Origin of the sequence: Novosphingobium album (ex Hu et al. 2023), from assembly GCF_022832385.1 — a bacterium.
Lineage (GTDB): Bacteria > Pseudomonadota > Alphaproteobacteria > Sphingomonadales > Sphingomonadaceae > Novosphingobium > Novosphingobium album.
On the sequence record NZ_JALHLE010000014.1, the window covers coordinates 1 to 12,877 of the forward strand.

Sequence of the window (12,877 nt, forward strand, 5' to 3'; positions counted from 1 at the left end):
GCCGGAAGTCCAAAGAGGCGTAAGAAAGTCCGCTAGCCCCGGCATTACAGACGTTTACCGATCATCACCCCTTTCTGATTGCTGACGATCGTTCAGTCCGCCAGCATACGCTCTCTATGCCTTCCCCGGACTATCCGGCTGATTATCCGGATGCGCCTTCACGAAGGCCGGATGCGTCAGGCACGCCGCCTCAACCCGCGCCATTTGCGGCATCGCCGCATAGTCGAACCCGAAACGCCGCGCATTGTAGAGTTGCGGGATCAGCACGCATTCGAACAGGCCCGGCGCGTCGAACAGAAAATCGCCCGTGCCCAGCGCCGCCAGCCGCGCTTCGAGCGGGCCGAGCGTCTTGGCCATCCAGTGGTGATACCAGGCCGTGACCTCCTCCTGCGAATGGCCGAGATCGCGTTCCAGATAGGCCAGCACCGGCGAGTTGAGCGGCGCGTGCAGTTCGGTGGCGATGGCCAGCGCCAGTTCGCGCGCGAGGAAACGGTCCTCCCGGTCAGCGGGCAACAATGGATGCTCGGGATAGCGCTCGTCCAGCCATTCGAGGATCGCCATCGACTGAGCATAGACGCGCCCGTCCACCTCCAGCGCCGGAACCCCGGCGAAGGGATTGAGCTGGCGATAGGCCGCACCGCGCTGCTCGGCCTTGAGCAGGTCCACCGGCACCACCTCGTAGTCGAGCCGCTTGAGGTTGAGCGCGATGCGCACCCGGTAGCTGGTCGAGCTGCGGTAATAGGCGTGGAGGCGCATCATGGGCTTTCCTGTCAGGCTTCGGCGGCGATCTTCTCGTGCAGCCACACAGCATGGCGCGGGGCCTTCTTGGTGCGGGACCACTCGTCCAGCATGTCTTCGGCCACGTCTCTCAGCTTCTGCATCTGCTCTGGCGTACCGAACTGCCATGCCAGTTCAAGCCGGTGGCCGTTGGGATCGAAGAAATAGATCGACTTGAACACCCCGTGGTGCGTCGGGCCGACAACTTCGAGCCCCCTCGCCTCGGCCCGCGCCTTGGCCGCCAGCAGGCTTTCCTCGCTGTCGACCTTGAAGGCGATGTGCTGCACCCAGGCGGGTGTGGCCACGTCACGCCCCATGGCGGGTGAATTGGGCAGTTCGAAAAAGGCCAGCACATTGCCGCCCCCGGCATCCATGAACACATGCATGTACGGATCGGGCGCGCCGGTGGAGGGTACGCTGTCCTCGGCGATGGCGAGCATGAAATCCATGCCCAGCACGTCGCGGTAGAACTCGACCGTCTCCTTCGCGTCGCGGCAGCGGTAGGCGACGTGGTGAATGCCGCCGAGCTTGGGGGGCTGGTCTGTCATTCTGTATCTCCCATCCGTACTAACATCGCGTGCCGCTCGTGCTTCGACAGGCTCAGCAGGAGCGGGAAGAGGTGAAGTATTGGTCCTTGCCCAACCTCCGCTCATCCTGAGCTTGTCGAAGGATGGACAGCGCCTCCCTACTCCGCCGGTTCCTCGACCTTGAGCACGCCCCGGCGAACCTGATCGCGCTCCATGGACTCGAACAGCGCCTTGAAATTGCCTTCGCCAAAGCCGTCGTCGCCCTGCCGCTCGATGAATTCGAAGAAGACCGGGCCGACCTGCGCCTCGGCGAAGATCTGCAGCAGCAGGCGCGGCCTCTTTGATCCATCAGGGCCTCCCTCGGTGGTGCCGTCGAGCAGGATGCCGCGCGCCTTGAGAGCATCGACCGGCTGGCCATGCCCCGGCAGGCGCTCGGCGAGCATCTCGTAATATGTTTCGGGCGGCGCGGTCATGAAGGGCACGCCCAGCGCCTTGAGCCGATCCCAGGTCGCCAGCAGATCGCCGGTGATCAGCGCGATGTGCTGGATACCCTCGCCGTTGAACTGGCGCAGGAATTCCTCGATCTGGCCCCCCTTTCGACTATTGGGGCCGCCCTCACCCTCTTCGTTGAGCGGGATGCGGATCTTGCCGTCGGGCGCGGTCAGCGCCTTCGAGGTGAGGCCGGTATATTCGCCCTTGATGTCGAAATAGCGGATCTCGCGGAAGTTGAAGAGCTTCTCGTAGTAGTCCGCCCAGTAGGCCATCCGGCCGCCGTAGACGTTGTGCGTCAGGTGATCGATCCGATCGAGGCCCGCCCCGGCCGGGTGCTTTTCCACGCCGGGCAGGTATTCGAAGTCGATATCGTAGATCGACAGCGCGCCGTCCTCGTCCCGCTCGTAGCGGTCGATCAGGTAGATGATCGAGTTGCCGATGCCACGGATACCCGGCAGGCGCAGTTCCATCGGGCCGGTTTCGACCGAGACCGGTTCGGCCGAGCGGGCGAGCAGTTCCGCATAGGCGGCGCGCGCATCGCGCACCCGGAAGCCCATGCCGCAAGCCGAGGGGCCGTGCTCGCGGCTGAAGAACCACGCGGGGCTGTGCGGCTCGTAGTTGGTGATGAAGTTGATCTCACCCTGACGCCACAGTTCCACCTGCTTCGAGCGGTGGCGCGCGATCTTCGTGAAGCCCATGGCGGTGAACACAGGTTCCAGCACGCCCTTTTCGGGCGCGGAGAACTCGACGAACTCGAAGCCGTCGAGTCCAATGGGGTTTTCGAACAGGTCGGTCATGCGGGAGCTCCGTGAATGATAATGGGGGCTTCGCCGGGCAGGCATGCGCCCGCCGGCAGCGCGGGCGCGTGGCGCCATTTTTCGTAGATCGGCCCGAAGTCGAGCCCAACGAGACGCTCGATCAGCTGGGGCAGGCTTTCGAGCACGAAATAGGTCTTCTGGAAGGCATCGATCATGTAGCCAGTGCGCATGATCCGCACCGGATCGAACGGCAGGCGCAGCACCTGCGGGTCGTCGATGGAAAAGACGGTCTCGCTCGAAGACGAGATGATCCCGGCGCCGAACACCCTCAGGTCATCGTCCTCACGCACAAGGCCGAATTCGATGGTGTACCAGTAGATCCGCGCCAGCATTTCCAGTGCGCCCATGGCCGTCGCCCGCGCCCCGGCCTTGCCGTAGAGTTCGAGGAAATCGGCGATCGCCGGGTCAAACAGCATCGGCACGTGCCCGAAGAAATCGTGGAACACGTCGGGCTCGACGAGGTAGTCGAGCTCCTGCTCCTCACGCAGCCATCGCGTCACCGGAAAACGGCGGTGCGCCAGATGATCGAAGAACACATCATCGGGAATGAACCCCGGCACCGCGACGATCCGCCAGCCAGTCGCCACGCCGAGCGCCCGGTTTGCGTCCTCGAAACGCGGTATGCCACGTGCACAGTCGAGCCGCGCCAGTCCCTCGCGGAACGAGCGGCAGGCATAGCTCTCCACCAGCGCCGACTGGCGCGCATGGAGCCGCCGCCAGCGCTCGTGCATCTCCGGGGAATAGGACTGCCAGTCCTGTCCGACGGTGTAGTCGGCGGCAGCAGCGCAGTACTCTCCCCGAAGACCGCTCTTGCTTGTCTGTGTGCAGGGCGTCTTCATGAGGGAAGAATATCACGCCACGCGCTTCATTATCGTGCGTTTATCGCAAACACCAAGCATGGTATTGGCGGATTCCACCAATACATCCTCACTAAACAGGTGATCCATGCAGATGGACGAATTCGACCGCAAGATCATCCACGCCCTGCAGGAAGACGCGCGCATGCCTGTCGCGCAGATCGCGGAGCGCACTGCTCTCTCGGCCACCCCGGTCAGCCGCCGGATCAAGCGGCTGGAGGATGACGGCGTGATCCAGGGCTATCAGCCGCTGCTGGATGCGCGGCGGCTGGGTTTCGAACTCGATGCCTATGTGCTGATCAACCTCGACGGGCACAGCGACGCCAACATCTCGCGCTTCGAGCAGGCGATTCAGGACAATACCTATGTGATCGCCTGCCACGCGGTGACCGGGGACATGGACTACCTCGTCCACGTGATCGCGCGCGATGTGGAGCACCTCTCGCAAATCACGCTCAAGTCACTTGTGCGCATCCCCGGCGTGCGCGACGTGAAGTCGATCATCGTGCTTGAGACGATCAAGGAAGCCCGCGCGCTGCCGCTGGAGTAGGACCGTTCCTCCCGTCCCCGTCATGCCAGACAGCGAGGATCGCCCTACCGCCCCAGCAGGTTCCTTGCCTGACTGGCGATCTGGGCCAGCATGGCGGGCGTGATCGCCGCCGCGTGTTCGGCGCGGTGGACCATGCTGCGGAAGGCCTGCACGGCGGTGAGATGGTCCTTGCCCCAGGCTTCGGCGGCGGCGAACGGGTCCTTGCGGCCTGCCTTGGTCCCCGCAAGGCGCTTGAGGAAGTCCAGCCGCATCTGCTGGAAGTCACGGGCAAGCCCGGCTACCAGCAACCGCTCCCAGGGATCGGACGGGTTCATCGTGGTCGCATGAGCCTGCGCCCAGTCGAGACCAAGCCCGGCACCGATACGGGTAAAGGCCGCCACCAGTTCGCGCGGGCCGATGGCGGTATCGGCGGAAAGTTCGGCAATGCCGACAGCGCCATCGAGATCGAACAGCGCCACGACGTCCGCCGCGACTGCCTCGGGCACGCCGATCTCCTGCAGCATCTCCCGATGCCGGTAGGAATGGGCCAGCGTCCGCTCGCCCAGCAGGTCGATGGTGTCAGTGGAAAGCTCGGCAATGCCTTGCTGCAGGCGCGCCATCAGATCACCCGGCGCTGTCCGCCCCGCGCCGGCACGCAGCAGGTCCGCCATGTGGCCGCGAACGGCTGCGGCAACACGGTCGAACAGAGTGACGCGCGCAGGTTCAGGCATCGGAGCAGCTTCCAGCCGGAGCCACAGCGCATCGAGCCCGAACAGCCGCTCCGCCAGCGAGAACGCGGCGGCAACCTGTGCAAGGCTGGCGCCTTCTTCCTCCATCAGTTCGAACGGATGGACGATGCCCAGCCGGTTGACGATGCGGTTGGCGAGCTTGGTCGCGACGATCTCGCGCGCCAGCCGGTGGTCCTTGATGAACCGGGCGAACTTGTCCTGCATCGGGCGCGGGAACGCTTCCAGCAGCATGTCCTCGAGCCCCGGATCGGAAGGCAGGTCGCAACGTTCGATCGCGTCCTGCAGCAGCAGCTTGCTGCTAGAAAGCAGCACGGCCAGTTCGGGACGGGTCAGCCCCCGGCCGTCCTGCGCCCGCCGCGCCAGAGCCTCGTTTTCCGCAAGACCTTCGGTGTTGCGGTCGAGATGGCCGCCTTCCTCCATCATCTCGATCAGGCGCACGTGCGAAGGCATGGCCTCCGCCCCGCCACGCTCGGCGATGGAAAGCGCGAGGGCCTGAAGCCGGTTGTCCTCCAGCACCAGCGCGGCGACTTCGTCCGTCATCTCGCGGAGCAGTTCGACGCGCTTCTTCTCGGAGAGCTTGCCCGCACGCCGTGCGGCAGCGAGCGCGATCTTGATGTTGACCTCGTTGTCCGAGCAATCGACGCCCGCCGAATTGTCGATGAAGTCGGCGTTGATGCGGCCGCCCAGCCCGCCACCGCCCCGCAGCGAGAATTCGATACGGCCAGCCTGCGTCACGCCGAGGTTGGCTCCTTCGCCGATGACTTTAGCGCGCACGTCCTTCGCGCTGATCCGCAAGGCATCATTGGCGGGATCGCCGACCGTGGCGTTGTTCTCGATCGACGCTTTCACGTAGGTGCCGATGCCGCCGAACCACAGCAGGTCTACCGGCGCGCGCAGGATCGCGGAGATCAGCGAGTCCGGATCGATCTCGGCGGCATCGATGCCCAGAACCTTGCGCATTTCGGGCGAAAGCGGGATCGACTTCATGGTGCGGGGAAACACTCCGCCGCCCTTGGAGATCAGTGCCTTGTCGTAGTCATCCCAGCTCGAATGCGGCAGCGCGAACATGCGATTGCGCTCGGCCCAGCTCTTTGCCGCGTCAGGATCGGGATCGAGGAAGATATGGCGGTGGTCGAACGCCGCAACCAGCCTGATCGATTGCGAGAGCAGCATGCCGTTGCCGAATACGTCGCCCGACATGTCGCCGCAGCCTGCCACGCGCACCGGATCGGTCTGCACGTCCACGCCCATTTCCAGGAAATGGCGCTGCACCGAGACCCAGGCTCCGCGCGCGGTGATGCCCATTGCCTTGTGATCGTAGCCATTGGAGCCACCGCTGGCGAAGGCATCGTCGAGCCAGAAGTCCCGTCTCGCGGCGATGCCATTGGCAACGTCGGAAAAGCGCGCCGTGCCCTTGTCTGCTGCTACGACAAAATAGGGATCTTCGCCATCGAGCACAGCGACGCCGGCGGGATGCACGACCTTGCCGCCCACGATGTTGTCAGTGATGGACAGCAGCGTGTCGATGAAGATCTCGTAGGAGGCCTGCCCTTCGGCGGCCCAGCCCGCGCGGTCCTGCGACGGGTCGGGAAGCTGCTTGGGATAGAAGCCCCCCTTGGCGCCGGTCGGCACGATCACGGCGTTCTTGACGCGCTGCGCCTTCATCAGGCCGAGGATCTCGGTACGGTAGTCGTCGCGCCGGTCGGACCAGCGCAAGCCTCCGCGCGCCACCGGACCGGCCCGCAAGTGAATGCCCTCGACACGGCGAGAATAGACGAAGATCTCGCGCCAGGGCAGCGGCTTGGGCAGGCCCGGCACTTTTGCGGAATCAAACTTGAACGCCAGTGCCACCTCTCCGGCGGGCGCAAAGGCATTGGTGCGCAGCATGGCCTCGACCAGATCGCGGTAGGCGCGCAGAAGCCGGTCGTCGTTGATCGCGTTCACACCGGCAAGGCCCGCGCGAATCGCTTCCTCGGCCTTCTCCCGTGCATCATTGCGGTCCTTGGCAAATGCCGGATCGTGCAGCGCCCGGAACAGGTCGATCAGGCCGAGCGTTACCGCGGGTGCGCCCTGCAGGGCATCGACCACCGTGGCGATGCGATAGTGCATGCCCGCCTGCCGCAAGTAGTGGAACCATGCCCGCAGCCAGTTCGCCTCTCGCTTGGACAGGCCAAGCCCCGGCACCAGCCGGTTGAAAGCATCGTTCTCGCTCGTGCCGTTGAGCACACCGCACAGGGTATCCTCGATCATCGGTGCAAGGCGCAGCACTTCGGCCGCGTCATGTCCCGCCGGAAGCGCCAGCGTGAAATCGTGGATGGTACCGATGCGCCCGCGTTCGAGCGAGGTGGGCATTTCCTCCAGCACCCGGAAGCCGAAGTTCTCCAGAGCCGGGACGGCGTCAGAGAGCGGAAGGCTCCCGTGCGCCTCGTAGATCTTGAGCCGCAGGCTGCCCTCCCGATCGCTGTCGTGCGCATACAGGCGCGCGTCGCGATGCGCCAGCGCATGCCCGGCATCGGCCGCTTCGCCGACCACGATCTTGCGCATGTGGCCGATATCGATGGCCGCTTCCAATGCACCGTAGTCGCTGCGGTATGAGAGCGGGAAGGCCTCCGCGTAGCGCGTCGCTGCAGCAGCGGCGCGGGTCGGCTCCATGGTCTGCACCAGCGCCGCTTCGACAGCCTCGGTCCACCCGCGCAGCATGACCTGCAGGCGGTGGTCGAGCTCAACCTCGTCGGGCTCATGCACGCCTTCGCGGATGTCCATGGTGAAGCGCAGCATCGCGAGATTTCCGGCCTCGACCTGCAAGCTCCAGTCAAGCGTCGGCGCCTGCGCCGCGGCTTCAAGCATCGACTGAATGCGCTTGCGCATTTCGGTCGAAACCATGTCGCGCGGCAGCCAGACGAAAGCGAAGAGGTGACGCATCAGCGGCGCACGGGCAAGCAGCAGGCGCGGGCGCGGACGGTCGACGAGGCCGATCATGGTCGTCGCCAGCCGCTCGACGTCATCGGAGCCCAGCCCCAGGACGAGATCGTGCGGCAGGCTGGTGAGCGCGTGTGTCAGCGCCTTGCCCGTATGGCTGACCGGATCGAGGCCCATTTGGGCCGCAAGATCGGCAAGCTGCCGGCGCAGCCGCGGCACCCGGTCGGGCGTCGCGGCCAGCGCTGCGCTGGCCCATACGCCCGCATGGACCGAGAGCGCCGTAACCACCGCCTGTTCGATCACCGGAATCAGGAACAGGTCCATCGGCACACGACGGTGCACCGTGCCCGTCTGATTGGCCTTGATCACCATCGGTGCGCGCACTGCCCCTGCAGCCAGTTCCGCATCGAACGCCGCGAACGCAAGAGCGAAGCTGGCATCGGACAGCAGTTCGTGCGTTCCGCGCCTGCAGATACCCAGACGCTGGGTCCGGCTGCCATCCCGCGTGCGGGTAACATGGCCGAGCTGGGTGATCATGCCATCGGCAAACCAGTGCAGAAGCGCCGCGCCTTCGTCATCGGTGACGGCATCGGCATCGGCGCGCATCGCCTTTACCATGCGCTGCCAGTCCGCCACCGCATAGCGCACATCAGCCAATGTCGATTCGATCGACCGAATGAGCTCGCGCCGCTGGCGGGCATCGACGCGCGGCGTTTCGATGTAGATCATCGATTCGCGCTGACTGCTCTCCGTCGGTGCATCGGGGATTGCCGTCAGCGTGCCTTTCACGTCCCGCTCGACCGAGAGCACCGGGTGCGCGAGCAGATCGATCACCAGACCGGCCTCGGCGATCGCGGCAGCCACCGAGTCGACCAGGAAGGGCATGTCGTCGTTGATCAGCACGATGCGCAGAACGCGGCGTTCCTCGCTGATGGAACCGAGTTCGATCACCGGTTCCCCTGGCTTACGCACTTTACCCGCTGCCAGCAGTGCACGAGCGGCTTCGTCAATCCAGGCCCCTTCGGCCGGGCCGTCGCCCGGCAGCAGCGATCCATGGATACGCCGCGCGATCGCGTCATGCAGCGCATCCTGCGCGCCCTTTCCGGGCCTCTTCTTGCCGGATTTCTGCCGGTTGCTCAGTTCGCCTGCACTCATTGCCTTCTCCGCGATCCTCTAAATCCGTCAGCACTTTGTTGGACGCTGCTTGTCTGGTTCGATCACCCTGCAGGATCGATTGAGCGATCCCGTCACCACAGCTTCACAGGTATCCCCTGAAGCGCGGACAAGGAAACAAAACCGCATACCTCGTGGTGGTTGCAACCGGGCGCCTCTTCAGGGCGTAAAGCCTGCAAGGCGATGTAACACAATTCCCAGATCGCGCAATATTTGTTCAACTTTGTGACATGCGCTCTGCCACCTGCCCCATTCGGAACGGGGTTCACACCGGATCATCGGCCAGCGACGCGGTGTCGCCATCAAGCCGAAGGCGCAGAAACGGCGCAAAGGTTCCGCCAAAATGCCTGCGCCCTTTGGGTTTTTCCCGTGCCTCGCGATCACGGATACCCCAGTAATCGACAAACGCTGCAACCGTGAGATCCGGCAAGACCCACCAGCTGTAAGCCTGAAACGGCTCGGCATCCGGATTGGCGAAAACCAGACCATGCCCGTTGAGCAGGCGCCATGGGCCGGCCATGCTGTCCGCGGCGGCCCCGTACAGGCCTGTCGGCGCCTCGACACCGGGCGTGAAGACGCCGGCCTGGGTCGACCAGAACAGATAGAGCAGACCGGCGTGCTCGACGATGTGCGGCCGCTCCAGCTCGTTGCATGTCCCGCAGGCATCGACGAGCGGTGCAAGCTTGCGAAATGTACCGTCCACCTCTCGCACTGCGCAACCGATCACGCCGTTGTGACGGCCCTGGTCCGCGGCGGAAGAGGCCGTGAAAAGCAGATACTCCCGTCCCGCTGCGCACTGATAGGTCGCAGGATCACGAAAGGCCTTGATCTGCCCAATCCGGCCCGTGGCCTCGTGCTTCGCCATGTAGTACCTGTCGAGAGGCCGGATGATCTCGACCGGCTCGCTCCAGCCGGCAAGTGCATCGTCATCCCCATCCAATGCGGCGGTGCTTGCAAAGATGCGCTGGTCGAACGAGATCTGTTCTTCCCCTCGCACGCCTGCCGCCGTGAAGAAGAGCGTAACCTGGCCATTGTCGACCTTCGCCGAACCGGACCACTCGCGACTTCCGGGAGTGAAGCCTTCGGTGAAAACCGGACCGAGGTGAACGAACCGCCCTCCCACACGATGAAAACCGTGGATACGGGCCACGTGGTGCCGCTCCTCCGGATCATCGTTTACAGGCGCAGCCAGCGCGAACCAGAACTCACCATCGCGCCAGGGCGCAGGATTGCCGCACGGCAGGGCCAGCGGCCAGGCGTCCCAGACATCAATCCCGCCGTCTAGCCGCACGACCTGCGCGGGAATCACGACCGGCGCCCTTACGCAATTCCCCGGATCCAGCAAGGCAAGATCGGAGCGGCGCCACAGCAAGGGATGCCGGGCATGACCGGTTGGAGAGGAAGCCGTCATGAGCCGCCAATTACAATCGTTTGAAAGTTTAAGAAAGTGAAAGATCCGGAAGCCGGGAATGGACTGTCCTACCCTCTCGCCAGGCTCTATACAGGGGGCGTGCGGGGGCAGCGATAAAAAGAACGCCCGCGCGGGAGAGCATACCGGATGTCAGAAGGGGCGAAGCCGCGCCTTGCGTTGTGGCGCATCATCGAAATGAACATGGGCTTTTTCGGGCTGCAGTACAGTTTCGGGCTGCAGCAGGCCAACATGGGCCCGATCTACGGCTTCCTTGGCGCGAACGAAGACACGATGCCGCTGCTCTGGCTGGCTGGCCCCGTCACGGGTCTTCTTGTCCAGCCAGTCATCGGCGCGATGAGCGACCGTACCTTGTCCCGCTTCGGACGGCGGACGCCCTATTTCCTGATAGGCGCAGTGCTCTGTTCACTCTGCCTGTTCGCCATGCCCTATTCTTCGGCCCTGTGGATGGCCGCGGCCCTGCTCTGGCTGCTCGACTCCGGCAACAACATAACCATGGAACCCTACCGGGCCTATGTCGCGGACAGGCTGCCGCCTTACCAGCGGCCAACCGGCTTCCTGACCCAGAGTGCCGCCACCGGCCTTGCCCAGACGTTGGCCTACCTCACCCCGTCGCTGCTGACGATGGTAATCGACCGCAACCTGCTGCACACGAACGGGGTTCCGCTGATCATCAGGACTGCCTTTCTTATCGGCGCCATTCTGTCGATTTCATCAATCGTTTATTCGGTGCTGCGGGTACCGGAACTGCCGCTGACATCCGAAGAACACGCCACGATCGTCCAAAGCCCGCTCACGCCGCGCGCCACGCTGCGCGAAATCGGCAGTGCCATCGTGGAAATGCCCCGGCCGGTGCGCCGGCTGGCCATTGCCATGCTTTGCCAGTGGTACGCGATGTTCGTGTACTGGCAGTTCATCGCGTTCGCACTCTCCCGCTCGCTCTACGGCACGCATGATACCGCGTCGCAGGGCTTCCGCGATGCTGCCCTGACAGCGCAGCAGCTGGGCGCGCTGTACAACTTCATCGCCTTCGCGGCAGCCCTTGCGCTGATCCCGATAGTGCGGCGCCTCGGTGCCAGGGCCGTACACGCAGGTTGCCTGGCCGCCTCTGGCGTTGCCATGCTGCTGATACCGGGCGCACCGTCCATCCTCGTGTTGATGCTGCTGATGACGGGGATCGGCCTCGGATGGGCCGGGATGATGGGCAACACCTATGTCATGCTGGCTGATTCGATTCCCCCCGAACGCAACGGCATATACATGGGGGTTTTCAACATTTTCATCGTTGTCCCGATGTTAATTGAAACGCTTTCCATGCCGGTAATGTACCGCCCCCTGCTGGGTGGAGACCCACGCAACGCGTTGATACTGGCTGGTGTCCTCATGCTCGCTGGTGCTGTCGCCACCCTCTTCGTGGACGCCGGACACCGTCCCGGCGGCGAAGATAGTAAACGGTACAAGTAACTTCCGCCCGACGTTTCAAGGTGTTAAGAGAGCCACGATGGCTAACGGGCAGGAAAACAGCGGGGATAGTGGCAACACTCCGGACACGTCCGGCGTGCCTGTTACCGTGCGCACCCTCGCCGATCTGGCGCGGCTCGCTGGCGTTTCCACCGGCACCGTTTCGCGGGCGCTCGCGGGAAAGGCGCTGGTCAACACCGAAACGCGAGAGCGCATTCAGGCGCTCGCGCGGGAACATGGTTTCCGCCCCAACCAGATGGCCAGCAAGCTGCGCTCCAAACGGACCGGCGTGGTTGGTATTGTCATTCCGCTGGGGCACGAAAAACGCCAGCATATTTCCGATCCCTTCTTCCTGACCCTGCTGGGCTGGCTGGCCGACGAATTGACCGAATCCGGCTATGACGTGATGCTCAGCCGCGCGCTGCCGGACGGCACCAGCGATTGGCTGGAGCGCGTGACCGGGTCCGGCATGGTCGATGGCGTGCTGCTGATCGGCCAATCGGACCAGTTCGAGGTCATCGAAGCCGTTGCCCGGCATTACCGGCCGCTTGTGGCCTGGGGTGCCTATAGCGAGGGACAGACACACTGTGCCGTTGGCACAGACAACATAGAGGGAGGCCGCATCGCGGCTGAGCACCTCATCGCTTCCGGCGCGCGCAAACTGGCATTCATGGGAGAAATCAAGGGCATCGAAATCGACGAGCGCTGGCGAGGAGCATCGGCCGCCGCGGCGAAAGCAGGCATTCCCATCGTGCACATCCCGATCAGCCTGGCCAGTGAAGAGATGGGCGCGCAGATCGCCGAGGCAGCAAAATCTGCCGACTTCACTATCGACGGCATCGTCGCCGCATCGGATCTGATCGCCATGAACGTGCTCCATTGCCTTCATGAAAAAGGCCGTGCCGTGCCGGGGGATGTGCAGGTCATCGGGTTCGATGACCTGCCGCTCGCCTCGCTCACCATGCCGCCGCTCACCACGATCCGGCAGGAAATCGGCAGTGGTGCAAAGGCCATGGTGGAAAGGCTCAGGGAACGCCTCGAAGGCGCTCCGGCAGGAAGCCTCAAAATGCCGCCGCGATTGGTGGTGCGCGAAACGACGAAGGCAGTCTGACGGGACGCGAACCGTGACTCTTTCCTGACCTGTGT

Annotated in this window: 9 protein-coding genes; 3 read left to right on the forward strand and 6 right to left on the reverse strand. The window is 64.1% G+C overall.

What is annotated here, in order from left to right; translation table 11 throughout:
- Window positions 1–114 precede the first annotated feature (114 nt).
- The 4 genes from maiA to phhA all read right to left on the reverse strand — a co-directional run bounded on the left by maiA (window position 115) and on the right by phhA (window position 3,453).
- On the reverse strand, window positions 115–756 hold the full coding sequence (gene maiA, locus MTR64_RS10730; protein ID WP_243993701.1) for a maleylacetoacetate isomerase: 642 nt from the start codon (window positions 754–756) through the stop codon (window positions 115–117).
- Between the two features lie 14 nt (window positions 757–770).
- Window positions 771–1,325 carry a VOC family protein gene (locus MTR64_RS10735; protein WP_243993645.1) on the reverse strand — a complete coding sequence of 185 codons (555 nt, stop codon included), beginning with the start codon at window positions 1,323–1,325 and terminating at the stop codon, window positions 771–773.
- 137 nt (window positions 1,326–1,462) lie between these two features.
- A complete protein-coding gene (gene hppD / locus MTR64_RS10740) occupies window positions 1,463–2,593 on the reverse strand; it encodes a 4-hydroxyphenylpyruvate dioxygenase (protein WP_243993646.1) in 1,131 nt (376 codons plus the stop codon).
- Window positions 2,590–3,453, reverse strand: a complete 864-nt coding sequence (phhA, locus tag MTR64_RS10745) for a phenylalanine 4-monooxygenase (protein ID WP_243993647.1) — start codon at window positions 3,451–3,453, stop codon at window positions 2,590–2,592. Before phhA ends, hppD begins: the two co-directional genes overlap by 4 nt.
- Window positions 3,454–3,565: 112 nt before the next feature.
- Between phhA and MTR64_RS10750 the strand changes: the two genes are divergently transcribed.
- The gene (locus tag MTR64_RS10750; RefSeq protein ID WP_243993649.1) at window positions 3,566–4,021 is read left to right on the forward strand and encodes an Lrp/AsnC family transcriptional regulator; all 456 of its coding nucleotides are present in this window, start codon (window positions 3,566–3,568) and stop codon (window positions 4,019–4,021) included.
- A 44-nt stretch (window positions 4,022–4,065) separates the two neighbouring features.
- On the opposite strand, the gene MTR64_RS10755 is transcribed toward MTR64_RS10750, so the two are convergent.
- The gene (locus MTR64_RS10755; protein WP_243993651.1) at window positions 4,066–8,823 is read right to left on the reverse strand and encodes an NAD-glutamate dehydrogenase domain-containing protein; all 4,758 of its coding nucleotides are present in this window, start codon (window positions 8,821–8,823) and stop codon (window positions 4,066–4,068) included.
- Between the two features lie 283 nt (window positions 8,824–9,106).
- Window positions 9,107–10,252 carry a glycoside hydrolase family 68 protein gene (locus tag MTR64_RS10760; protein WP_243993654.1) on the reverse strand — a complete coding sequence of 382 codons (1,146 nt, stop codon included), beginning with the start codon at window positions 10,250–10,252 and terminating at the stop codon, window positions 9,107–9,109.
- Window positions 10,253–10,399: 147 nt separating this feature from the next.
- On the opposite strand from MTR64_RS10760, the gene MTR64_RS10765 reads away from it, so the two are divergent.
- Together MTR64_RS10765 and MTR64_RS10770 are read left to right on the forward strand one after the other, a co-directional pair.
- Window positions 10,400–11,734 (forward strand): MFS transporter, encoded by a 1,335-nt coding sequence (locus MTR64_RS10765; protein WP_243993656.1) that lies wholly within the window; start codon window positions 10,400–10,402, stop codon window positions 11,732–11,734.
- A 37-nt stretch (window positions 11,735–11,771) separates the two neighbouring features.
- Window positions 11,772–12,842, forward strand: coding sequence for a LacI family DNA-binding transcriptional regulator (locus tag MTR64_RS10770; RefSeq protein ID WP_243993658.1), 1,071 nt, complete (start codon window positions 11,772–11,774; stop codon window positions 12,840–12,842).
- Window positions 12,843–12,877 lie beyond the last annotated feature (35 nt).